The sequence below is a fragment of the Acinetobacter sp. B-6 genome (assembly GCF_056930735.1).
The window spans coordinates 55,947-78,491 of record NZ_JBXPBY010000005.1; the positions used below are offsets into that span (position 1 = coordinate 55,947).

Below are 22,545 nucleotides of genomic sequence, written 5' to 3' on the forward strand. Positions count from 1 at the left end.
ACATTGCCTAATTTGAAAATGGGTCGGGAAGTTGTGTTTGCTTTGGCTCAACAATTACTGCTGTACCATAAACAAAAAGTTCTGATGCCCCTTGTGCAATATTTGAGGTGGAAAAACGAATCCCCACAATAGCATTGGCACCCAAAGCTTGTGCTTTTTCAATCATTCGATTCATGGCTTCTTGGCGCGATTCTTCTAATAATTCGGTATAGCCTTTCAATTCACCGCCCACAATATTCTTTAAACCAGCCATCAAATCACGACCGACATGCTTGCTTCGAACAGTACTTCCGTAAACCACATCAAGTTGTTGCTTAATATTGTGGGCAGGAACAGTTTCCAAATTGCTTAATTTCATTGTTTTTCAATATTCAATAATGATGATTTGTTTCCAACATAGAAAATTCTGCTTCAAAATGCAATAAAAAAAGCCCACCGAAGTGAGCTTTTATGATCAATTTGATTTTACTTACTTTTTATCGTTTGGATGATATTTCAATTCAGACGAAGAAGCAGGCTGTGCAATTTGATCTGAAGTATTGGCTTTCAGACCACCACCTAAGGTTTTATACACTTCAATTTGATTGTTTAAATTGGCTTGTTCTAAAAGTAACAAACCTTGTTCAGCAGAATATGAAGTACGTTGCGCATCTAATACCGATAAGAAACTGTCAATACCTGCACGGAAACGGGCATTTGAAAGTTTATAGGTCGTATTGGTCGCATCAACCAAACGTTTCTGTGCAGATAGACGATCACCAATATTTTGACGTGTCGCTAAAGCATCATTCACTTCACGGAAAGCTGATTGAACAGATTTTTCATAATCAGACAACGCAATTTGTTGATCTGTTTCTGAAATTTTAATGTTCGCTTTACGAGTACCCCAATCCCATAGTGGAATATCAAGGCTAGGACCTAAAGACCATACGAATGAGCCAGATTTAAACAAATCACTTAAATCTGTCGACGCATAACCCGCAGAACCCGTCAAGCTAATGGTTGGGAATAAACGTGCTTTAGCAGCACCAATATTCGCACCCGCAGCTGAAAGTTTATATTCTGCTGCTTTAACATCAGGACGGTTGTTCAACAAGTCACTTGGCAAGCCAGCAGCAAATGCTGAATTTGTGGTAATACGTGTTACACGTTGTTTAGGCAGCAAATTATCAGGAACTGTTTGTCCAACAAGTAGGTTCAACAGGTTTTGAGCTTGAGCAATTTGAGTCTTATAGTTTGCAACATCATTACGAGCAGTTTCAACAGAGATCTGCGCCTGACGAACAGGAACTTCACTGTCAATACCCACATCAAAACGTTTTTTGTTGAGGTTATAAGAATCAAGTTGAGCTTTTAACGTTTGATCAGCCAGTTTAAGTTGTGCTGTCGCAAAAGAATAATTTAACCAAGCCTGTGCGACTTGACCTATTAAGCTGATTTGCGTTGCATCACGTGCACTTGCAGTCGATAGATAAGTATCTAGTGCATTGTCTTTTAAACTTTTTACACGCCCCCAAAAGTCCAACTCATAAGAGGTTACACCTAGACCAACGTTATAACGTGTCTGAGCACCCATGCCTTGGTCTTGACGTAAAACACCGCCACTTGCACCAATCGTAGGTAACTGATTGTTTTCAGTGATTTGATAAGCTTGTTGTGCACGTTGAATATTCAATGTTGCTGTACGTAAATCACGGTTGTTGGCTAAAGCAAGATCGAGCACTTGAAGCAAGCGTTGATCTGCAAAAAACTCTTTATAGCCTTGTGAAGCAATGGACGTACCCGTGCCATTATCAATATAACTCGTAGGTATGTTCGCTTGAGCTACCGGTTCTGGGCCACGCATGCTTTGACAAGCTGTCAAAGCAAGCGCAAGTGCAGATACCGCAATGCTACGACCTGAAATAGACCATACGTTTTGCATCACGATTTATGCTCCTGAATATTTTGATTTTTAGGTTTGTACTTAAAGATACTACGAATCCATACGAAGAATACAGGAATAAAGAAGATACCTAAAAGTGTTGAACTAATCACACCACCCAATACACCATATCCGACTGAGTGTTGGCTACCAGCGCCTGCACCTGTTGACAGAGCAAGAGGGAGTACACCGAAACCAAACGCCAAAGTTGTCATAATGATTGGACGTAAACGCATTTTTGCAGCATGCAAGGTAGCTTCAAACAGCTCTTCGCCTTTTTCTTGCAACTCTTTCGCAAATTCTACAATCAAAATCGCATTCTTCGCAGACAAACCGATGACTGCAATGAGTGCCACTTGGAAGTAAATGTTATTGGAAAGATTTGGATCACCTTTAATGATCATACCGAAATATGTCAATAACACCGCACCCAATACACCTAATGGAACCACAAGTAATACTGAGAATGGAATCGACCAGCTTTCATAGAGTGCTGCAAGACACAAGAATACAATCAATAATGAAAGCGCATACAAGAATGGTGCTTGAGCGCCAGACTCACGTTCTTCTAATGATAAACCTGTCCATTCATAGTCATAACCTGACAAGCCCATAGATGGTAATTTGGCAATGATTTCTTCCATTGCTGCCATCGCATCACCAGAGCTGACGCCAGGGGCAGGCGTACCTTGAATGTTGACTGAAGCAACACCATTGTAACGTTCTAGACGAGGTGAACCATAAGTCCATTTGCCTGTTGCAAAGGCAGAGAATGGAACCATTTCACCTTTGCTATTACGTACATACCATTTGTTTAAGTCCTCAGGCATCATACGAGCATTCGCATCACCTTGGACATAAACTTTCTTCACACGACCACGGTCAACGAAGTCATTGATATAAGAACCACCCCAAGCCATGCTCATGGTTGAGTTGATATCAGCAATGCTTACACCCATCGCACCTGCTTGCGCTTGGTCGATTGTGATTTGATACTGAGGCGTATCTTCTTGACCATTTGGTCGTACACCGACAAGACGTTTGTCTTGTGACGCCATGCCTAAGATCGCATTACGAGCAGCAATCAGTTTGTCATGACCTTGACCACCTGGATCTTTTAACTGCAAGTTAAAACCAGCAGTTACACCTAATTCAGGCATTGCAGGCAATTGCAGTGGCATAACATATGATGCATCTTTGATGATCATGTTGAGTGCCATACCACGTTGAATGACTGCACCAATCTGTTGTTCAGGTGTTGTACGTTCTTCCCAATCTTTCAAACGAATGAAAGCAAGCCCCGCATTTTGACCGACCCCAGTGAAGGAGAAACCAGCCACACTAAATACAGATTTAACCGAATCTTTTTCTTTATTTAAGAAATAGTTGGTCATGGTATCAATGGTTTTACCAGTACGATCCAAGGTTGCATTTGGTGGTAATTGTACCAAGGTCATTACAATACCCTGATCTTCTTCAGGTAAGAATGAAGACGGCATTTTGATAAATACAGTGACCAATACACCAACGACAACAGCATAAATAATTCCTGAGAATATTTTATGGTGAGTCATGCGGTTTACACCATTTTGGTATTTTTCCGCAGTACGATCAAAAGCATTGTTAAACCAACGGAAGAAACGTGCAAAGATGTTATTGCTTTGTTCTTTGTTTGGATCATGCTGTTTCAAAATAGTCGCACACAGTGCAGGCGTAAATGTTAAAGCAACAATTAATGAAAGCACCATCGCAGTCACGAGCGTGATCGAGAATTGTCGATAAATTACACCTGTTGTACCCCCAAAGAATGCCATTGGAACGAATACAGCAGTCAATACTGAGGTAATACCTACCAATGCACCAGAAATCTGTTTCATTGAAAGTTCTGTGGCAGTGACTGGATCTAGATGATCTTCCTGCATGACCCGTTCAACGTTTTCGACCACAACGATGGCATCATCTACCAAGAGACCAATCGCCAGAACCATCGCAAACATGGTCAGTGTATTGATTGAGAATCCAAATAGATTGATGATAGCAAAGGTACCCAACACAACCACTGGAACAGCCATTGTTGGAATAATCGTTGCACGCCAGTTCTGTAAGAACAAGAACATGACAAAGAATACAAGAATAACCGCTTCGATTAAGGTATGAACCACACTTTCAATCGACAGTTGAATAAATGGTGTTGTATCAAATGCCAATTCATCTTTCATGCCAGCAGGGTAGTTCTTACGTAAATCAACCAAACGCGCTTCAACTGCTTTCGCTGTATCTAATGCATTGGCACCCGTCGCAAGTTTAATTGCAACACCGCCAGCAGGTTTACCATTGTACTTCGAGTCAAACTGATAGTTGTCCGCACCTAATTCAACACGAGCAACATCACCTAAACGTACTTGAGCACCGTCACTGGTATTTTTCAAGAAGATGTTTTTAAACTGTTCAGGTGTGGTCAACATGCTTTGCGCATTAACCGTTGCGTTCAACACTTGCCCGTCAACAGATGGCGCACCACCTAATTGACCTACAGCAACCTGTGAGTTTTGTGCACGAATTGCTGCTGCAACATCACTCGGTGTAAGCCCTAAACTGGTTAATTTTGCAGGATCAAGCCAAATACGCATCGCATATGAACCACCAAACACTTGCACTTCACCCACACCCGCTACACGGCTTAATGGTTCTGAAATGTTTGAGTTTACATAGTCCTTAATGTCATTTGCAGAAAGGCTGTCTTGTGTAGAATAGAATGCAAGTACCTGTAAGAAACTTGCGCCAGACTTGGTCACTTTCACACCTTGACGTTGTACATCTTCAGGCAAAAGCGCAGTTGCTGACTGTAATTTGTTTTGTACTTGAACTTGGGCGATATCTGGATCGACACCTTGTTCAAAGTTTAATTGGATTGACGCCTGACCGTTACCCGCACTGTTAGATGAGATGTAACGTAAGCCATCCAAGCCATTCATTTGTTGTTCGATAATCTGTGTAACTGTATTCTCAACAGTTTCAGCAGATGCACCTGGATATGTCGCAGAAATGGTGACAGTCGGTGGTGCAATCGTCGGATATTGTGCAATGGGCATTTTTGTCAGCGTGAGTACACCCGCTAACATAATGACTAATGCAATTACCCATGCAAAAATCGGACGATGAATAAAGAATTGAGCCATTCAGTCTACCCCTTAAGCATGTGAAGTAGATTTTTGTTCACTGTTTTTTTCTTGCTGAGCCGCAGGTTGAGCAGCTGTTGCTGGTTTAGGCGCAGCTTGTCCAGGTTGAGCTTCAGCTTGTGGTTGATAAGGTTTAGCAACCACTTCCTGTTCAGGTTTAACTTTCGCGATACCATCAACAATGACTTTATCACCTGTATTTAAACCTTGAGTGACGATCCAATCTTTGCCATGAACACCTGCAGTTGTGATTGGACGACTTTCAACAGCACCTTTTGCATTGACAATCATTGCAATGGCTTGACCTGTTGGCGTACGTGTAATCGCAGCTTGCGGAACCAAGTAAGCATTTGGAATCACACCCTGTACGATTTGCGCGTTGGCAAACATACCTGGCAATAACAAGTGATTCGGATTTGAGAACACAGCACGTAGGGTCACCGAACCTGTTTCTGGGTTTACACTTGCGTCAGAAAATGCCAGATTTCCTTCGACAGGGTAGTAACTACCATCTTCAAGTTTTAAGCGTACTTTTGTGTTGTTACTGCGATCAATGCTACCTTGACTCAACTGTTGACGTAGACGTAACAACTCAGCACTTGATTGGCTGATGTCTACGTAAATTGGATCAAGTTGTTGAATTGTCACTAAAGCATTCGCCTGATTGGCTGTGACTAAAGCACCAGCAGTAACAGATGAACGACCTGATTGACCAGAAATAGGCGAACGAACAGTTGAATAGCCTAGATCAATTTGTGCATTTTTAACAGTCGCATTTGAAGCAGCAATATCTGCTTCAGCAAGTTTTATTTGAGCAAGTAAGTCATCATATTCTTGTTTAGACACTGCGTTAATGCCAACAAGTTGGCGATAACGATTTGCTTTCACTTGTAATGAATTTAAATTCGCTTGCTGACGTACTAAAGCTGCTTTTGCATTGTCTAAGTTTGCACGGTTAACTCTCGAATCAATCTCGTAAAGAGGTTGACCTTCACGAACAAAACTACCTTCTGTAAACAAACGTTTTAAAATTACACCACTTGTTTGCGGACGAACTTCAGATATTTGATATGCTGAAGTACGACCAGAAAGTTCTACAGTTTGTTCAACGCTTTGTGGTTGAGCAACAATGACACCAACTTCAGTCGGCGGCATTTTTTGGGCAGCACCACCAGCTTCTTGTGCTGATTTAGGATCTTTGCTGCAACCTACAAGTGCAATACTTGTTGCGAGAGCACAAGCAGTAAGGGCAGGAGCCCAAAGCTTTGCCGACATCATTATTCCACCTCGTTTAGATTCTTATCTAAAAATAATTTGTTCTGACTTAACGTTTCTGGTGTCAATATGAACCATAAAATAGCAGCCCATATGAAACCTATACCCCATCCAGTGAGTACATCAGTTGGGAAATGTGCTCCCAGATAAATTCTAGAGACCCCCATGCTTAGAAACCATAAAAAGCCTCCCAAGCCAATCCATTTAACGTGGTGATGCTTTTGAAATATAAACATAATCGAACAATATACAATAGCAGCATAAATACTGTGAGCACTGGGAAATGAAGCACCATAGGTTTGCACCATCTGGTAGATTTCATCAGGTCGTGGGCGATTGACTAGATATTTAATTATCCAACCAATCGCTGAAGCACCAAGTAACCCAATACTGATCATCAGTATGTTTGCATACTGTTTTAGGCGTATGAAATATACATTACATAGCCCTGCAATCACGATCATTGACGGTAAGCCGCCTAGATAGGATAGGCTAAGCGCAATACCATTTAAAAAATCTAAACGGTGTGAACTCATCCATACAACACTTGATAAATCAAATAGTTGCACTTGGTTTATGGTTAAACCAATACTCCCAATAAGTAAACTTATACAGCCAATAAGGAGCAATACATAAGGCATAAAATGACCTAGAGTATAAAAACATGTACGTTAAGTTTATTTAATGCACTGAAGTGTACTCGCCAGTACACTTTTTTTCAAGTGAGTAAAATTAGGTAATTTATACTAATTTCTTTTTGTAAAATATTTGACATTTTGCACAAAAAATAACAAAAAGTTTAGTGATTTAGTTTGTTTTGTGGTGTTGCTTCGTCTTCAAGCTGTAACGGTTGCTTTGGTGGCCAGAAAAAATCAATTGGGCGCGTTGAAAAATGGGTAAATATCAGTTTTGCCAAAGGTTTCCATTGGGAAAAGCGCACTTGCCTTGCTCGGAGTGCAACGATAATTGTTAAAGTAAAACTTACAAATAAGTTGGTTAAACCGATACATAATACACCCAGAAAAGAAACGATAATCAAACCGATATCTGGAGAGCCATTAATCGTCATTAAACCTTGAATAAAGTTTGCAGATGCAAAAGCAATATGGCGAATATCTAAAGGTAAACCCAAGATAAAACCAATGGTTCCCATGCTTCCAAGCATGATACCAAAGAGGAAATTACCTGCCAGTGCACCCAAATTGCGTTCAACATAATCCGCAAATTTATTGAGTCGTTCCTGTCCTAAAAATTTCTTCCATTTGGTGTGAGCTTTCAGGCGTGGTCCGACCTTGCGATAAACCGACATATTGTCGAAATATCCAGCAATTAATCCTGATAAAAACAAACAAACACCGGCAATTGCTGCATGTGGAATGGCAAGTGAGGTAAACGGATTCAAGCTATGCAGTAAAGTCGTGGCTTTGGCATGTGTGAGCAAAGGTTCATCCATTGCCAATTGCCATAAATAGGTGATGAGTGCAGCTGTTGGTATTGCAATCGAAATATTGCCTAAAATCGCAATAAACTGAGTGCGAATAATATTAATAATTAGACCTGCAAGTTCTGCAATTTGTGCCGTTTTTGATCCTTTTTGATGCTGTACTGTCGAGGCAAGTGCTGCAGCAGTCATTGCTGGTTGTTTGGTGGCAACCGTAAAGTGTAAAACATGAATCAGAATAAAACCCAGTGAATAATTCATGCTATACAGAAAAGCATGCATAAAAGGCGCGAGTACTAAACGTGCAGAGAGGATTTTAAGGGTTGCCATTGTGGCAATGATCACACCAGCACCTGCTGCTGCTTGATACATACCCAAGAAGCCTTTTTTATCAGTACTTACGTAATGTTCGCCTGTTTTGCTGGCATTTTCTGTAACTTGTAGAGCAATCAATTCACTATTGGTTTTGAGTAAATCACGAACACTCGTTTCACTATAATGCGCATCAACCAAGTCAGTCAGTAGTTCTCCACACAATGCATAACGAATCTGATCATCTTCTACCAACAGATTCAATAACAGTTCTATACGATCCAAACATTGTTCAAGCAGTGACAATAAATAGGTCAAACTTAGACTGACACCAATTCGCTTAATTGCTCGACGAACCTTGAACACCACATCACGACACTGTTCAATCATGACCAAGGCTTGATCTGCATCTGGTGGAACAGTGACCGCATACTGATCCTGATCGCGGTGTTGTTTTTTATAAGCTTCTATAAATTCAACGATTTCACGGTTTTGGACTAAAAATGGAGATTCATATTCCTGTAATTCAGGATAAGCATTGATAAACTCTGGATATAAACCAATACCACTAATACGGTAGGAGAGTACGGTAATCGCTTTAATAATATCGCGTTTGATACCAAGTTTATCATTGCTATAACGATGCCCTTGATTGAGGAGTTGAAATAACTGTTTCCAATGCGCTGAATCAATATTTTCAAGCCAATATTTATCACTGCGTTGATAAAAAACCTTACCGACTAAATCTTTTAGTTCTGTTTCATCAGGTAATAAAGGAAGAAAGTGAGCACCAATACGTTGCCCAAGCTGATTCCAGAATCCATCTAAGGATAATATGCCACTGTCCGCATATAGCCCGGCTTGTTTGTAATGATTGACTAGCTTGAGTAAGTAACCTTGAAATGCTGAAGATGCATTAGGCGTAATGAGTAGAGATTGAATTAATGAATTGAATTTATTTTCAATTTCTTCTAGGTTACGTGTGTCATTGGGTCTGATCCGTTTGACTAGCTCGATTAAAATATCAGGATTTGGAACAACTTTGGGATCATCAAGTTGTTCCTGCATAAGGAGAAAAAGATCATTAAAATGTATATGCATAGGCCTTGTTAAATTCTATTGAATGCGATGTAAGGCAAGTTGCGCCAAGTTATACAATGCTTGACGGTATTTAGATTCAGGTAAATGACTCAGTGCTTGGATCGCAGCTTGTGTTTCTTCATTTGCACGGCGACTACAATAATCTAAAGCACCAGAAGTTTGAACGATTTGAATCACACGTTCTAAATCTGCTGTCCCGCCAGTTGCAATACTCTTACGAATAATTTCGTGTTCTTCGCCTTGTGTATTCGCTAAAGCAGAGATTAAAGGTAAAGTTGGTTTTCCTTCCATCAAATCATCACCAATATTTTTACCTAATGTTTCAGCGTCAGAGGTATAGTCTAAAATATCATCGATGATTTGGAAGGCATTGCCAAAATGTCCAGCAAAAAGACGGAGTGGCTCACGATATTGAGGTTGACCAGCAAGAATAGCAGCGCCTTCTGTTGCTAATTCAAATAAACGTGAAGTTTTACCGTGAATAATATCTAAATATGTTTGTTCTGTGGTTTCAGGTTGATGTTGTGCCTGAAGTTGTAAAACTTCACCTTCAGCAATTTCACAGGTTCCTGTCGAAAAATCTTTTAACAACACCATATTGTCCAGATCAACCAGCAAGTCAAATGCACGTGAAATCAGGAAGTCACCTACTAAAACTGCCGTTTGGTTATTCCATGTTGCGTTTGCAGTTGGACGACCACGACGCAAACCTGACTCATCAACGACATCATCGTGAACCAATGTTGCCGTGTGCAACATTTCAATAATGGCAGCCAGTTTACGGTAGGGCTCCATTTGCGTGTCTGTTGCACCGCAAGCTTTTGCTGCAAGTAAACACATAATGGGGCGCATACGTTTTCCGCCAGCTTCAACCACATGCTTACTGACCGCCATCACCAAAGCAACTTTTGAGGTAATCCCTTCATTAATAAACTTGTCCATCGCAGCAAAGTCTGTTGCAACAGGAGCGAGAATATCTTGCTTAAAGTCGATGGTCATCGGGTGGGAGCCTCATGCAAATGCGTTATAAGTCGTTAGTGTAACAATGAATATGTCTGAATGTTGCTTTTGGAAGCAGACATCGTGCCTGAATCTTAATGATTTGTTCTTTAATTGTCCAAAAAAGCATAAAACATTAAATATTCTGCACGTTGTTGTTTTGAGCTACATAGTAGCGGATTTGTTTTAAAAATCTATTTCAATTTAATAAAAAAATTCACATATTCAAGGGTTAAACCTTAAAAAAAAGTGATTATTGCGATTAATTTGTAGGCAATGTTAATATTTCATGAAAATGACTTGTTGTTTAATTCATTATCACTTAAAATCTTTGCCCTTGTATAACCCCCAGTGGCGTTCGTTTTAAGATCGATATATTCCTTTATCGGCACGACGACACGGGCAAGTTGGAGTACGTTATGTACGCAGTAATCCAAAGCGGTGGTAAACAGCACCGTGTTGTTGAGGGTGAAACCCTTAAAGTTGAATTGTTGAAAGCTGAAACAGGCGCAACGATTACATTTGATGATGTATTAATGGTTGTGAATGGCGAAAGCATTCAAATCGGTGCTCCAGTTGTAGCTGGCGCAAAAGTAACTGCAGAAGTGGTTGGTCACGGTCGTCATGACAAAATCCGTATTATTAAAATGCGTCGTCGTAAGCACTACCGTAAGCAACAAGGTCACCGTCAATGGTTTACCGAGTTGAAAATTACTGCGATCGCAGGTTAATCACTAGGAGTATAGAGACATGGCAACTAAAAAAGCCGGTGGTTCGACTAAAAACGGTCGTGATTCGAACCCTAAAATGTTAGGTGTTAAAATGTACGGTGGTCAAGCTGTGACTGCTGGTAACATTATCGTTCGTCAACGTGGTACAGAATTCCACGCTGGTGCAAACGTAGGTATGGGTCGCGACCATACTTTATTTGCTACTGCTGACGGCGTAATCAAATTTGAAGTGAAAGGTCAATTTGGCCGTCGCTATGTATCTGTTGAAGTGTAAGCTTTAATGGTTCGAAAAAGCCCGCTTAATTGCGGGCTTTTTTATGTTCAATTGTTGCTTAAAATTAAATTTATTCTTCATCATGATGAATGGTTTTCTACATATTGCACTAATAACAATACAAAACTTCTTATTTTCTCAATTATTACTGACATGATTTAGTTTAAGATAGGTCATCTAAATAACATCCTGCATGCAGTTTTATATGCAGACATAGTAAAGGTGAACATATGAATATGCTTCGTAAAACGATGGGTGCAGTAGCCGTAGGTGCAGCTCTGCTTGCGCCAGTCATGAGCACAACAGTTTTTGCAGCGACTGCTGCGTCGGAGCAACAAGCGACAGCAAACCTTGTCAAACAGCTCAGTGGCGTAAAAAGCTTTACTGCTAATTTTGAACAAACCACCAAAGCAACACAAGCGGGTAAAGCTGTACAGAAAAAAGGCTTAACTGCCCAGCATATGAACCAGACCTTTAAAGGGACGATGAAAGTCGAGCGCCCAGGAAAGTTCTATTGGGAAACAACAACGCCTGCAAAACAGACGATCGTGACTGCTGGACGTACTGTATGGATTTATGATCCTGATCTACAACAAGCCGTTAGACAGAGCTTAGATGAGCAAGTGGCAAATACGCCTGCATTGTTATTAAGTGGAAATACCCAGCAGATTCAAAAAGCGTATCGAATCACTCAGCCAGATGCAGGTAAAACCTATTACACGCTTTATCCGAAGCAAAAAGATGGGGCTTTCCAAAGCTTAACGATTAGTTTTGGGGCTAAAAATGCACCGACACTGATGATCTTACAAGATTCATTGGGGCAAACCACTACTGTACGTTTTAACAACGTCAATGTGAATGCTGCAATTCCTGCTTCAACTTTTAATTTTGTGCCTCCTAAGGGTACGGATATTATTGATCAATAATATTTTTTCTAAAAAGCAACCTTTGGGTTGCTTTTTTATTTATGCGTGAAAAAAGTCAAAATAAATAAGCTGTGATGCCCATTGTAAAGTGAGATCTTAGAAATAATGACTTTTACCTAACTTGGATTGAGATCAAAAAAATAAAGCGATTTTTCGAGTAAAATGTGGGTCATTAACAATTATGAATATTAATTTGAAATTTCTAGTTTTATGATAAAAGAAATCTCTAATTATGCTTTATAACATGGTAATGCAAGTGAATTTAAAAACAGGATTGGTTGTATCAGCACTATTTTCAGTCTTACTGATCGCTACAGGTTGTCAAGAAAAGCCTGCTCCTCAGGCAGAGCAAACTGGGACAAGCACTGCAAAATCGACGCAAATTCCATTGATCCAAGCAAAAGTTCAACGTGTTGATGGTATTAAAAAGCAGTTCTGTGATGAAGCGGGCTGTACTCAATACGATTTGCAGAGCGTAAAAAGCAATGTACCCTGGATTGATGAGTATTTTCTAAATCGAATTAAAAAAGATGTACCTGGCGCGTTTGAAAAAGACCAAGGACATGTTTCAGCCGAAAGCGAAGCACAGACATCTCCAAAAGGGCTCAATCAAAATTCAATTTATGTTCGTTTTATCTCTCAACAAAATAATTTAGCCACTTTTGTGATTCAAACCTATACCTATGCAGCAGGAGCTGCGCATGGAATGTATCATAATGAATATGTGACCTTTGATTTAAGCACACAAAAGCGCTTGGCACTTACCGATATTTTAAAACCGAATGTCGAAGCCAAAGTTGCAGAGCAACTTTATGATGCTAACTCTAATTGGTTGATTCAAAAGGATATTACGCGTGATAAGTTGCAATTGAGCGATAATTATTATTACGGTGTAAATGGAATTGTCTTTGTTTATCCATTGTATGAATTAACCTCTTATGCAGAAGGCATGCCAGAGTTAAAACTACCATATCAAACGGCGAAAGATTTGATTAAACCCGAATACTTACCAAGTTTACCTCAGGTTGAAGCAGAGATAGATAAACCAGCAACATCATAAATATGTTGTCAAATCATACAATTCACAATGCTAACACGCTCTGTCACTGTATTTTTTGCAGTGAAGAGCTTACACTATAGCCAGTTTTTTTCTTAACTTTAGATTGACTATGATCGACCCAAAATTAATCCGAAATAATATCGAGGCAGTTAATTTAGCCTTGGCAAAACGTGGTGTGCAACTGAATGTTGAAGAATGGGCATCACTAGAAGCTCGCCGTAAAGAAATTCAGTCTAGAACTGAAAACTTACAAGCGGAACGTAATTCGGGTGCGAAACAAGTTGGTCAAATCAAAAAATCCGGCGGGGATGCTTCTGAAATCATGGCACGTATGGGTGCGATTGGTGATGAAATCAAAGCAGCTGAAGTAGAATTAAATGAACTTCAGGCTGAGCTTGAAGCAAAATTGATGTCTATTCCAAATTTACCACATGAGTCTGTACCAGAAGGTAAAGATGAAAGTGATAATGTCGAAATCCTGAAATGGGGAACGCCACGTCAATTTGATTTCGAGATTAAAGATCATACTGATCTTGGCGAAATGATGGGCGGCTTAGAGTTTGAAACTGCGACAAAACTGACAGGTACACGTTTTAGTGTGCTCAAAGGTCCTTTGGCGCGTTTACAACGTGCGTTAACCCAATTTATGTTGGATACTCATACGCTTAAAAATGGTTATACCGAAGCTTATGTCCCTTATCTTGTTAATGCTGATTCATTGCGTGGAACAGGGCAATTACCTAAATTTGAAGAAGACTTATTCAAATTACAAGGTGAGAAAGAATACTATTTGATTCCGACGGCTGAGGTTCCTGTAACCAACTTTGTTCGTAATGAGATTATTGATGCTGATCGTTTACCTCTGAAGTATGCAGCACATACACCATGTTTCCGTAGTGAAGCAGGTTCATATGGTCGTGATACTCGTGGTTTGATTCGTCAGCACCAATTTGACAAAGTTGAAATGGTTCAAATCGTTAAGCCTGAAGACTCAATGGATGCTTTGGAGGCCTTGACTGGACATGCCGAAGGTATTTTACAAGCACTGGGCTTACCGTATCGTAAAATCGTTTTATGTGGTGGAGATATGGGCTTTGGCGCATGTAAAACTTATGACTTAGAAGTTTGGGTACCAAGTCAAAACACTTACCGTGAGATCTCTTCTTGTTCAAATATGTGGGACTTCCAAGCACGTCGTATGATGGCTCGTTATCGTGCAGACCAAAAGAAAACTGAACTGGTGCATACCTTGAATGGTTCTGGTTTGGCTGTGGGGCGTACCTTGTTGGCGGTGATGGAAAATTATCAACGTGCGGATGGCTCTATCGAAGTACCAGAAGTATTACGTCCGTACATGGCTGGTGCAACATTCATCGATTAAGCAATGATTTGTTGATCAATGTGTGAGTTATGTGCATAAATATTGCTTAGTACAATCAGATTTGAACTTTTGAGGAACACTGTGGAAATTTTCCCAATTTCATTAAAATTGCAAGGGCAACCTTGTCTGATTGTTGGTGGTGGGCATATTGCCTACCGCAAAGCGGTATTATTGGCTAAATCGGGTGCAGTTATTTATGTGATTGCCCCTGACATAGAAGCAGAGCTTTTAGCGCTTGTACATTCGACGCATGGGCAATATCATCCAGAAAAATTTAATGTACAACTCAGCCTAAGTCATTATCGCTTGGTGATTGCGGCAACCAATGATAAGGCTGTAAACCAAGCTATTTTTGAGCATTGTGAAGATCTCAATATATTGGTCAATAGTGTAGATGATCCTCCGCATTGTCGTTTTATGGTGCCTGCCATTATTGATCGTTCACCGTTGGTTATTTCAATTGCGACCAATGGTGCTTCTCCGGTTCTTTCTAGACAAATTCGCACTCAACTTGAAGCTGCTATTCCACATGGGATGGGGAAGCTTGCTGATTTTTCTGGAAAATGGCGTAAAGCAGTGAAAGAACAGATCATCAATCCAGATGAGCGTCGTATTTTTTGGGAAGACTTATATGCCAGCCCTTTAAAAGAGCAGGTGTTTAATGACAACTTGATCGAGGCAGATCGCCTGATTGAGCAAGCCTTGGGTAAATGGCAAAAGCCAAAAGGTGAAGTGTATTTGGTCGGAGCAGGACCAGGTGATCCTGAGCTTTTAACATTAAAAGCATTGAGACTCATGCAACAAGCAGATGTGATTATTTACGACCGCTTGGTTTCACCGCCCATATTAGAGTTATGTCGCCGTGATGCTGAAAAGATATATGTTGGTAAAGCACGATCAAATCATTCAGTACCTCAAGATGGTATCAACGCTTTGCTGGTCAAATATGCTGCTGAAGGTAAGCGTGTATGCCGTTTGAAAGGTGGTGATCCATTTATTTTCGGGCGTGGTGGTGAAGAAATCCAAGAGCTTTTTGCTGCAAATATAGCCTTTCAGGTCGTGCCTGGTGTAACAGCAGCATCGGGTTGTTCTGCTTATGCAGGAATTCCACTGACACACCGAGATTATGCTCAGAGTGTGCGGTTTTTGACAGGGCATCTTAAAGAAGGTTCACCTGAGTTACCTTGGCGTGAGTTGGTCTATGAAAATCAAACACTGGTTTTATATATGGGCTTGGTTGGATTGGAAAAAATTTGTGAAAATCTGATTGCGCATGGTCAACGTCCAAATATGCCAGTGGCTTTAATTTCAAAAGGTACGACACCTGATCAAAAAGTCGTGGTGGGAACTTTGGCTGACATCGCATCAAAAGTTGAAGAAAACCATATACAAGCGCCTACTTTGACCATTATCGGTGAAGTGGTACGTTTGCGTGAACAGTTACAGTGGCAATAAAATCTTTCTAATCTTTTGTTGATGAAAGAGTTATTCTCTTTTTTAAGTATTTAGGTTGGATTTTGAAAAGTAGAGATCTCCCGTGATTCATGTTGTTTTATACGAACCTGAAATTCCTGCAAATACAGGGAATATCATTCGTTTATGTGCCAATACTGGTGCACAATTACATCTTGTCAAACCTTTGGGTTTTGAGCTAGATGATAAGAAGTTGCGTCGTGCTGGTTTGGATTATCATGAATGGGCACATATGAAAGTTTGGGAAAACTTTGCAGAATGTTTGGTTCATTTAAAGGATCAAGGGATTGACCTTGATGCGATTTATCCTTTGACGACCAAAGGCACTGAGACACCACATACCTCGGATTTAAATCGTCCTGTTGCTTTGCTAATGGGACCAGAAACACGTGGTTTACCTGAAGATGTCAGAATGATGTTTCCTCAGCAACATTGGATTCGTTTACCTATGGCACCGAATTCACGCAGTTTAAATTTATCCAATGCGACTGCGGTGATTCTTTATGAAGCATGGCGTCAGCAAGATTTTAAAGAGCTTCAGTGAAATTTTACTTGTTCTATAGAGGGCTTATCAAAAGATAATCTTTGTTTTACTTTTTGGTTCGAGTAATGTGATTAAAATTGAATATGTTACCTGATCGGATTTAGAGGTTTCTCTAAAATCTTTGATTAGCAGATTTATTTTAATCTTTTGTCCTTTCTTTGCCTTAAAAGATGCATAGGGATAGAGAAAACTATTTTTCAAGACTGTGCCCATATAGTGTTGACAATCGCTGTCTGCACGATCTGCCACACTTGCTTTTTTAACAAGACCTTTAAAGGAAATAAGATGTTTGTCATTCACATTGGGAATGAAGCCTTCTTTGTAGACTTGAAAAGATTTTACTGTAGTATCTTCTAAAAGTTTCACCACTAAATCGCAAGAGTTGATGTAAGAAGCATATGTACTATGAGTGATTATGCTCAACATCAATAGCAATACTATTTTCATAATTTTCTCATTTTAAAAGTATCTTTTCGTTTGATTGATTTTAATTGCTATATTCAAACCGCCTGATTATCCATACAAGTGATTCGATTTCAATCACTCATATCCAATAAACTTTATGCTTTTATACAAATTATTAGAAGCTTTTGGAGATTTATTTATTTGTTTCTGAATAGGTGATAGTTTTAGATTTAGACATTCCTTTGTAATCTGTGATTAAGATATTCAGTTTAATTTTCTCTCCCTTTTTAAGTTCTGAGCGATTTGGATAATTTGTTAAATTCTCTTCTATAACTTGACCAATATAGTGTTGGCAGCCTTGATCCGCACGCCCAGCTGCTTGCGCTTTTTTGACAACACCTTTGATATTCATTGATGTTTCCTCTATCTCACCAAGTCCATCTCTATTGATATAAAGTGTACGTGTTGAAGTATTTTCTAAAAGTTTAACAATCAGATCACATGAGTTTTCATAAGATGCAAAAGTGAGATTGCTCATCGTGATCAAGATAGAGAAAAATATAATCTTCATTGTTGTTATTCCTTTCAGTCTGTAATTTTGGAATTATATTTAGGTCCTATGTTCCCGCGATGATGCAGCTTAGGGATATATTGGTGATATTTAAGTGCATCATGTCTGTTTTTGCAATACAAGTGACTTATATTATCGCTGGCTCAGTTTTTGCTTGAACTAAATCAAATTGCCTCTGCGCACGTATCACATGTTGCATATTTCCTTCAGCCCAGATTTTAAATGATAGTGCGGTTTGGGCAAATTCATGTCCCAGTGTTGTTAAAGCATATTCAACTCGAATAACATTATTTTCATGAATAGTACGAGAAATAAAGCCATCTCTTTCAAGAATTTTTAATTTCTGAGAAAGCACTTTGGGAGAGATGCCCATCAAGTTTTTTTTGAGTTCATTGAAGTGCTGTGAGTGCTGATCGAGTTGATAAATGATTAATAAAATCCATTTATCTGCAAATTTTTCAAAAAAAGATCGTGCCGGGCAATCAGGATGAAAAATATTAAAATTGAATGCATTAGTCATAAAATTAACCTCTCTATAGGCATTTTAGAACAAAAAATTGACCAGTTACCAAGTAGTAACTAATTGATACTAGATTTCAAAAGTATATCATAAATTTATCGAGTTGAAACAACGGATGACTAAGGCAGTTGTTTTTGACTGACCATAGGGTATGAATGGATATTGTTGCAATGAAAATTTCAGATGCAGTCATTTTTATAACAGGTGCAAATCGTGGTTTAGGTTTGGCATTGGCACAAGAAGCGGTACGACGTGGTGCTCAAAAGGTATATGCAGGAATACGTAATATTGCTGATTTTAATGAACAGGGCATTATTCCAGTTGTTGTGGATGTAACAGATCCTATTTCTATTCAAAATGCAGTAGCGCAATGTGGTGACGTGAATATTTTGGTGAATAATGCAGGTATTGCTCGTCTTAATCAAAGCCCTGTTGAAGCCAATATAGTGGCAACAACTCAAACTATTTTAGAGACCAATTTATATGGTGTGGTCAATACAACGCAGTATTTTTCTCCCATTTTAGAAAACAAATCTGAAAGTTATATCGTCAATATTCTTTCTGATGTGTCTTGGGAGCCAAGCACACTTTTGGCTAGTTATGCAATTTCTAAAGCTGCAGCTTGGTCATTTACCAATTCAACACGTCAATGGTTATCTAAGTTTAATGTGCATGTGATGGGCGTACATGTGGGATTCATTGATACAGACTTAACCCAAACACTCGATATTCCTAAAATTTCTCCATCAACTGTTGCACAACAGGTATTTGAGGGAATTGAAAACAATGCATTTGAAGTGTTGGTGGGAGCATCCACGCAAGCACTCAAAAAAGGTTTAACCGCAACATTACCCAGTTATATCAAATATTAGATTTTTAATTCAAAAGTGACGTATATACGAGGACTTAACATGTCAAAAATTGCTGTCGTTTATTATTCAGGTTATGGTCATACTAAAGTGATTGCAGAAACTTTCGCGGCTGAAATTGATGCAACATTGATTGAAATTGATCAAGAAGGAAACATCCAAGATCAAGATTGGGACACTTTAGATGCTGCTGATGCAATTGTATTTGGTGCACCCACTTATATGGCAAATGCGCCGTGGCAATTTAAAAAGTTTGCTGATACATCTTCAAAGCGTTGGTTTACACGTGCTTGGACTGACAAGATCTTCGGTGGCTTTACCAACAGCGCAAGTTTAAATGGTGATAAGCAAGTGACCTTGATTTCATTGCAAACACTTGCATCTCAACATGGCGGTATATGGGTGAGCCTAGGTTTATTGCCAGCAAATACCAAAGATGCAACACGTCAGGATGTGAATAATTTAGGTGGTTCTGTGGGCTTATTGGTTCAATCGCCATCTGATGCCAGTGTTGAGGAAATTCCAAGTGGCGATTTGGAAACAGCAAAAGCCTACGCAAAACGTATCCAAGCCATCACTGACAAATTTATTGCATAATTCATGATCCATGTTTTAAAAGCATTGCTTGAATCTATGAAAACAACAAAGGCGCATTCAGCGCCTTTGTTGTTTTAGAACTTTTCAAATCATAGATTATTCATGTTCATTATGTTGTGGAGCTGGATAGCGGAAACCGCGTGTTTTATAGGCTAAATAAGCAACACCGAGTACAGCCCATGCTAAACCAAGCTTTAATGCCATTTCATCAATTTCTAGCCACATTAAAAATACGCTGGCAAAACCAAGTGAAGGAATAACCACATAGTTGATGATTTCTTTTAGAGATTTCGTTCTGCCATCACGTAGTGCGTAACGTGAAATCACGGAGAAATTCACAAAGCTAAATGCAGTCAAAGCACCAAAACTAATTAAGTTAACGATATGCTCAAGGTCTAAGAAACCAGCAGAGAGTGCAACAACACCAACAATCAAAATATTATAAGTCGGTGTATGTAATTTCGGGCTGATATGACCAAATACTTTTTTGTTGATCACGCCATCACGTCCCATGACATACATCAAACGTGATACACCCGCATGCGCTGAAATCCCTGATGCAAGTACCGCAATCACCGCAAAATAAAGCACCAGCTTTTTAAACGCAATTCCCGTAATCGCGGTGAGAAGCGTTGCATTACCAAGCGCTTCCAACATTACAGGCTGAGACTCATCCAGTGGGTTGAAATAAAGCGTTGCATTACTTGGGAAAAATAACTGAATAAAGTAAGTGCTTACAATAAAGATGATCCCTGCAATTAAAGCAGTTGAAAAAATTGCTTTTGGCAATGTTTTTTCAGCATCTTTAGTTTCTTCAGCTAGTGATGAAAGTGCATCAAAACCAGTGAATGAGAAACACAGAATCGTTGCACCACCAATTAATGCACCAATGGTTGTCATTTCACTCCAAAAAGGAGCAAGTGACCATAATTCTGCTTTGTCAGGATTTAATGTGCCATCTGCATAAACGCCTTGAGTCAGTAAAATATAAACCTCATAGACAAAATAGAAGATGATACCCAGTTGAACAACGACGATGGTGCTATTAAATCTTGCAACAAAACGTGAACCAAATAAGTTAATCACTGTCATAATAGCAGTCAACGCAATAACCCATATCCAGTTATTGACGTCTGGGAATAAAGCCCTTAGGTAGATATCCGCCAGAATAATATTGACCAGTGGTGATAATAAATAATCTAACCAAGATGACCAGCCGACCATAAAGCCGACGTTGGGATGGATTGATTTTTGCGCATAAGTGTAAGCAGAACCTGAAGAAGGATAACGCTTAATCATATGACCATAGCTGATAGAGGTTAAAAGAATGGCAACAAGCGCAAAAATATATGAAGTTGGAACATGTCCGTGACTTCCGTCTGATACTAAACCAAAGGTATCAAATAAGGTAAGTGGCTGAATATACGCTAGACCAATAATGATAATATGCCACAACACAAGATTTTTTTTCAATTTGGCTGTGGATTGGGTCCCAGTGATATCTGTCAACGGCGTTATCCTCTTAATCGTTGATCAAGGATCAGTCATATTGAATAAGGATCGTTTGAGACGAACGATCCCCCCTAAGAATAAAACAAAAGTGCGCCAATCTACTCTAAAAAGGTCGCCTTTGTCAGTAACTTTGTTTGCTTTTTTAGCAGAAAACATGCCATCTTGATTAAAAAATAGCTGACTGACCATTCTGCAAGATAAAAGCCCGATGTTTAGAAAAACATCAGGCCAGTTCATAAGCGTATATTGTCTTAATTTTAAACAATTACCAAGCTTTTTCTAAGATAGATTTTAAATCTTTAAATGTTGCTTCTTTCGGGTTGAAAATAATTGATCCGTCATTTAAAGCTTTTTCAGCGATTTCATCGAACTGAGCTTGCGAGACTTTACCTGTTTCACTGAGCGTACGTGGCAATTTAGTCAGACTGTTAATGTGATCACGCATAGTCATTAACATTTCAATTGCTTTATCAGCACGTTGATTGGCAGGTGTTTGTGCATAAATATCTGCACCAGCAAGTGGCAATAATAAATCTGCAATTTTATTGCCATTTACGTCCTTGTTATATTCCAATACATAAGGAAGAAACAAGTTCATACATAAACCATGTGGTAAGTGTGCGACTGCACCTAGAGCATGACCCAATGAGTGAACAATCCCGACCATAGAATTCGAAAATGCGATTCCAGCCATCGTAGATGCCTGTGCAAGTTCTAGGCGTCCATTGGCATCACTTGGATTGTCGAGCACATCAAATAAGCTCTTGCTGATTTTTTTGATTGCTGCAGTGGCATAAGCATCTGAAATCGGATTGGCGGCAATACATGTATATGCTTCAATCGCATGTGTCATTGCATCCATTGCCGTCATTGCTGTCAAATGCGGTGGTAAAGTTTGTGTCATTCTCGGATCAAGAATAGCAGCATGCGGCATTAAGTAGTTTGAGGCAAAAGCCAGTTTTACATTTTTTTGGTTATCTGAGACAACAGCTGCCAATGTTACCTCTGAACCCGTACCAGATGTCGTCGGAATCACGAAAAAAGGTTTAAGTGGGCGAGGCAGGTTATGTGCACCTGAGTATTTTAGTAAATCATCACCGCCTTCAGATACCAGAATATTGGCTGTCTTAGACGTGTCAATGACTGAACCACCACCAACTGCAATGATCGCATCACAATTATTTTCTCGATAAGCTTGAGCCGCTGCACGCACAGTTTCTAGGCTAGAATCTGGCGGAACGTCATCAAAGATTACGCCAATTTCAATGTCAGTGGATTCAAATGCGGCTTCAATTGGTGCTAAAAGCTGATTGGCGCGAACACCTTTGTCAGTAATGATCATCGGGCGTTTAGCGCCTAATGCTGCCAGTTCAAATGGAATATGTTCGAGTGCGGCATGACCAGCAATCACTTTTACAGGACAGAAAAATTCGTAATATGGTTTAGCCATG

The 22,545-nt window shown here is 39.6% G+C and carries 22 protein-coding genes; 9 read left to right on the forward strand and 13 right to left on the reverse strand.

The annotated features are described in order from the left end of the window. Nucleotides 1–7: 7 nt before the first annotated feature. From AC1Z3T_RS07710 to sdsA, 7 genes are all read right to left on the reverse strand, one after another. Entirely contained in the window at nt 8–358 is a 351-nt protein-coding gene (locus AC1Z3T_RS07710; protein ID WP_004828198.1) for a YbjQ family protein, read from the reverse strand. A gap of 111 nt (nt 359–469) precedes the next feature. Beyond that, nucleotides 470–1,924, reverse strand: a complete 1,455-nt coding sequence (adeK, locus tag AC1Z3T_RS07715) for a multidrug efflux RND transporter AdeIJK outer membrane channel subunit AdeK (protein WP_004828201.1) — start codon at nt 1,922–1,924, stop codon at nt 470–472. Next, on the reverse strand, nt 1,924–5,103 hold the full coding sequence (adeJ, locus tag AC1Z3T_RS07720) for a multidrug efflux RND transporter permease subunit AdeJ (RefSeq protein ID WP_009585584.1): 3,180 nt from the start codon (nt 5,101–5,103) through the stop codon (nt 1,924–1,926). The genes adeK and adeJ overlap by 1 nt, the downstream gene beginning before the upstream one ends. Nucleotides 5,104–5,115: 12 nt before the next feature. Beyond that, nucleotides 5,116–6,381 (reverse strand): efflux RND transporter periplasmic adaptor subunit, encoded by a 1,266-nt coding sequence (locus AC1Z3T_RS07725; RefSeq protein ID WP_004828204.1) that lies wholly within the window; start codon nt 6,379–6,381, stop codon nt 5,116–5,118. Beyond that, complete coding sequence (locus AC1Z3T_RS07730) at nt 6,381–7,019, reverse strand: phosphatase PAP2 family protein (RefSeq protein ID WP_100884644.1); 639 nt, start codon at nt 7,017–7,019, stop codon at nt 6,381–6,383. The genes AC1Z3T_RS07725 and AC1Z3T_RS07730 overlap by 1 nt, the downstream gene beginning before the upstream one ends. Nucleotides 7,020–7,177: 158 nt before the next feature. Then, nucleotides 7,178–9,232, reverse strand: a complete 2,055-nt coding sequence (locus tag AC1Z3T_RS07735; RefSeq protein ID WP_026040307.1) for a site-specific recombinase — start codon at nt 9,230–9,232, stop codon at nt 7,178–7,180. A gap of 15 nt (nt 9,233–9,247) precedes the next feature. Then, complete coding sequence (gene sdsA / locus AC1Z3T_RS07740) at nt 9,248–10,231, reverse strand: All-trans-nonaprenyl-diphosphate synthase (protein ID WP_004828209.1); 984 nt, start codon at nt 10,229–10,231, stop codon at nt 9,248–9,250. Between the two features lie 419 nt (nt 10,232–10,650). On the opposite strand from sdsA, the gene rplU reads away from it, so the two are divergent. From rplU to AC1Z3T_RS07775, 7 genes are all read left to right on the forward strand, one after another. Next, nucleotides 10,651–10,962 carry a 50S ribosomal protein L21 gene (gene rplU / locus AC1Z3T_RS07745; protein ID WP_004828211.1) on the forward strand — a complete coding sequence of 104 codons (312 nt, stop codon included), beginning with the start codon at nt 10,651–10,653 and terminating at the stop codon, nt 10,960–10,962. A gap of 19 nt (nt 10,963–10,981) precedes the next feature. Further along, a complete protein-coding gene (rpmA, locus tag AC1Z3T_RS07750; protein WP_004828213.1) occupies nt 10,982–11,236 on the forward strand; it encodes a 50S ribosomal protein L27 in 255 nt (84 codons plus the stop codon). A gap of 230 nt (nt 11,237–11,466) precedes the next feature. Continuing rightward, a complete protein-coding gene (gene lolA / locus AC1Z3T_RS07755) occupies nt 11,467–12,162 on the forward strand; it encodes an outer membrane lipoprotein periplasmic chaperone LolA (RefSeq protein ID WP_004828215.1) in 696 nt (231 codons plus the stop codon). A 232-nt stretch (nt 12,163–12,394) separates the two neighbouring features. After that, nucleotides 12,395–13,222 carry an RsiV family protein gene (locus AC1Z3T_RS07760; RefSeq protein WP_100884645.1) on the forward strand — a complete coding sequence of 276 codons (828 nt, stop codon included), beginning with the start codon at nt 12,395–12,397 and terminating at the stop codon, nt 13,220–13,222. 109 nt (nt 13,223–13,331) lie between these two features. Then, the gene (serS, locus tag AC1Z3T_RS07765) at nt 13,332–14,603 is read left to right on the forward strand and encodes a serine--tRNA ligase (protein WP_004828219.1); all 1,272 of its coding nucleotides are present in this window, start codon (nt 13,332–13,334) and stop codon (nt 14,601–14,603) included. A gap of 81 nt (nt 14,604–14,684) precedes the next feature. Further along, nucleotides 14,685–16,058, forward strand: a complete 1,374-nt coding sequence (gene cysG / locus AC1Z3T_RS07770; protein WP_100884646.1) for a siroheme synthase CysG — start codon at nt 14,685–14,687, stop codon at nt 16,056–16,058. Between the two features lie 82 nt (nt 16,059–16,140). Next, the gene (locus tag AC1Z3T_RS07775) at nt 16,141–16,620 is read left to right on the forward strand and encodes a tRNA (cytidine(34)-2'-O)-methyltransferase (RefSeq protein WP_004828225.1); all 480 of its coding nucleotides are present in this window, start codon (nt 16,141–16,143) and stop codon (nt 16,618–16,620) included. 27 nt (nt 16,621–16,647) lie between these two features. Here the strand turns inward: AC1Z3T_RS07775 and AC1Z3T_RS07780 are convergent, their stop codons facing one another. The 3 genes from AC1Z3T_RS07780 to AC1Z3T_RS07790 all read right to left on the reverse strand — a co-directional run bounded on the left by AC1Z3T_RS07780 (nt 16,648) and on the right by AC1Z3T_RS07790 (nt 18,116). Next, entirely contained in the window at nt 16,648–17,067 is a 420-nt protein-coding gene (locus AC1Z3T_RS07780) for a hypothetical protein (protein ID WP_100884647.1), read from the reverse strand. Between the two features lie 151 nt (nt 17,068–17,218). Further along, nucleotides 17,219–17,596: a hypothetical protein gene (locus AC1Z3T_RS07785; protein ID WP_100884648.1), complete on the reverse strand. Its 378-nt coding sequence runs from the start codon at nt 17,594–17,596 to the stop codon at nt 17,219–17,221. 127 nt (nt 17,597–17,723) lie between these two features. Then, nucleotides 17,724–18,116 (reverse strand): winged helix-turn-helix transcriptional regulator, encoded by a 393-nt coding sequence (locus AC1Z3T_RS07790; RefSeq protein ID WP_004828230.1) that lies wholly within the window; start codon nt 18,114–18,116, stop codon nt 17,724–17,726. Between the two features lie 155 nt (nt 18,117–18,271). Between AC1Z3T_RS07790 and AC1Z3T_RS07795 the strand changes: the two genes are divergently transcribed. Together AC1Z3T_RS07795 and AC1Z3T_RS07800 are read left to right on the forward strand one after the other, a co-directional pair. Then, nucleotides 18,272–18,988: an SDR family NAD(P)-dependent oxidoreductase gene (locus AC1Z3T_RS07795; RefSeq protein WP_100884649.1), complete on the forward strand. Its 717-nt coding sequence runs from the start codon at nt 18,272–18,274 to the stop codon at nt 18,986–18,988. A gap of 39 nt (nt 18,989–19,027) precedes the next feature. After that, on the forward strand, nt 19,028–19,582 hold the full coding sequence (locus tag AC1Z3T_RS07800; RefSeq protein ID WP_005030760.1) for a flavodoxin family protein: 555 nt from the start codon (nt 19,028–19,030) through the stop codon (nt 19,580–19,582). A gap of 96 nt (nt 19,583–19,678) precedes the next feature. Here AC1Z3T_RS07800 and AC1Z3T_RS07805 read toward each other — a convergent pair whose 3' ends face one another. The 3 genes from AC1Z3T_RS07805 to AC1Z3T_RS07815 are packed head-to-tail and all read right to left on the reverse strand — an operon-like array spanning nt 19,679 to nt 22,544. Next, nucleotides 19,679–21,091: an APC family permease gene (locus AC1Z3T_RS07805; RefSeq protein WP_005030758.1), complete on the reverse strand. Its 1,413-nt coding sequence runs from the start codon at nt 21,089–21,091 to the stop codon at nt 19,679–19,681. Nucleotides 21,092–21,115: 24 nt separating this feature from the next. Beyond that, a complete protein-coding gene (locus AC1Z3T_RS07810; RefSeq protein WP_004828238.1) occupies nt 21,116–21,331 on the reverse strand; it encodes a hypothetical protein in 216 nt (71 codons plus the stop codon). Nucleotides 21,332–21,359: 28 nt separating this feature from the next. Continuing rightward, nucleotides 21,360–22,544 (reverse strand): iron-containing alcohol dehydrogenase, encoded by a 1,185-nt coding sequence (locus tag AC1Z3T_RS07815; RefSeq protein ID WP_005030756.1) that lies wholly within the window; start codon nt 22,542–22,544, stop codon nt 21,360–21,362. Nucleotide 22,545 lies beyond the last annotated feature (1 nt).

Excerpts from the sequence above, each read along its gene's own strand:
- serS (WP_004828219.1), top strand. The coding sequence starts at position 13,332 with ATGATCGACCCAAAATTAATCCGAAATAATATCGAGGCAGTTAATTTA.
- AC1Z3T_RS07815 (WP_005030756.1), bottom strand. The coding sequence starts at position 22,544 with ATGGCTAAACCATATTACGAATTTTTCTGTCCTGTAAAAGTGATTGCT.
- AC1Z3T_RS07800 (WP_005030760.1), top strand. The coding sequence starts at position 19,028 with ATGTCAAAAATTGCTGTCGTTTATTATTCAGGTTATGGTCATACTAAA.
- sdsA (WP_004828209.1), bottom strand. The coding sequence starts at position 10,231 with ATGACCATCGACTTTAAGCAAGATATTCTCGCTCCTGTTGCAACAGAC.
- adeJ (WP_009585584.1), bottom strand. The coding sequence starts at position 5,103 with ATGGCTCAATTCTTTATTCATCGTCCGATTTTTGCATGGGTAATTGCA.
- AC1Z3T_RS07785 (WP_100884648.1), bottom strand. The coding sequence starts at position 17,596 with ATGAAGATTATATTTTTCTCTATCTTGATCACGATGAGCAATCTCACT.
- AC1Z3T_RS07760 (WP_100884645.1), top strand. The coding sequence starts at position 12,395 with ATGCTTTATAACATGGTAATGCAAGTGAATTTAAAAACAGGATTGGTT.
- rpmA (WP_004828213.1), top strand. The coding sequence starts at position 10,982 with ATGGCAACTAAAAAAGCCGGTGGTTCGACTAAAAACGGTCGTGATTCG.
- AC1Z3T_RS07735 (WP_026040307.1), bottom strand. The coding sequence starts at position 9,232 with ATGCATATACATTTTAATGATCTTTTTCTCCTTATGCAGGAACAACTT.
- AC1Z3T_RS07790 (WP_004828230.1), bottom strand. The coding sequence starts at position 18,116 with ATGACTAATGCATTCAATTTTAATATTTTTCATCCTGATTGCCCGGCA.
- AC1Z3T_RS07795 (WP_100884649.1), top strand. The coding sequence starts at position 18,272 with ATGGATATTGTTGCAATGAAAATTTCAGATGCAGTCATTTTTATAACA.
- lolA (WP_004828215.1), top strand. The coding sequence starts at position 11,467 with ATGAATATGCTTCGTAAAACGATGGGTGCAGTAGCCGTAGGTGCAGCT.
- AC1Z3T_RS07810 (WP_004828238.1), bottom strand. The coding sequence starts at position 21,331 with ATGAACTGGCCTGATGTTTTTCTAAACATCGGGCTTTTATCTTGCAGA.
- AC1Z3T_RS07725 (WP_004828204.1), bottom strand. The coding sequence starts at position 6,381 with ATGATGTCGGCAAAGCTTTGGGCTCCTGCCCTTACTGCTTGTGCTCTC.
- adeK (WP_004828201.1), bottom strand. The coding sequence starts at position 1,924 with ATGCAAAACGTATGGTCTATTTCAGGTCGTAGCATTGCGGTATCTGCA.
- AC1Z3T_RS07730 (WP_100884644.1), bottom strand. The coding sequence starts at position 7,019 with ATGCCTTATGTATTGCTCCTTATTGGCTGTATAAGTTTACTTATTGGG.
- rplU (WP_004828211.1), top strand. The coding sequence starts at position 10,651 with ATGTACGCAGTAATCCAAAGCGGTGGTAAACAGCACCGTGTTGTTGAG.
- AC1Z3T_RS07780 (WP_100884647.1), bottom strand. The coding sequence starts at position 17,067 with ATGAAAATAGTATTGCTATTGATGTTGAGCATAATCACTCATAGTACA.
- AC1Z3T_RS07710 (WP_004828198.1), bottom strand. The coding sequence starts at position 358 with ATGAAATTAAGCAATTTGGAAACTGTTCCTGCCCACAATATTAAGCAA.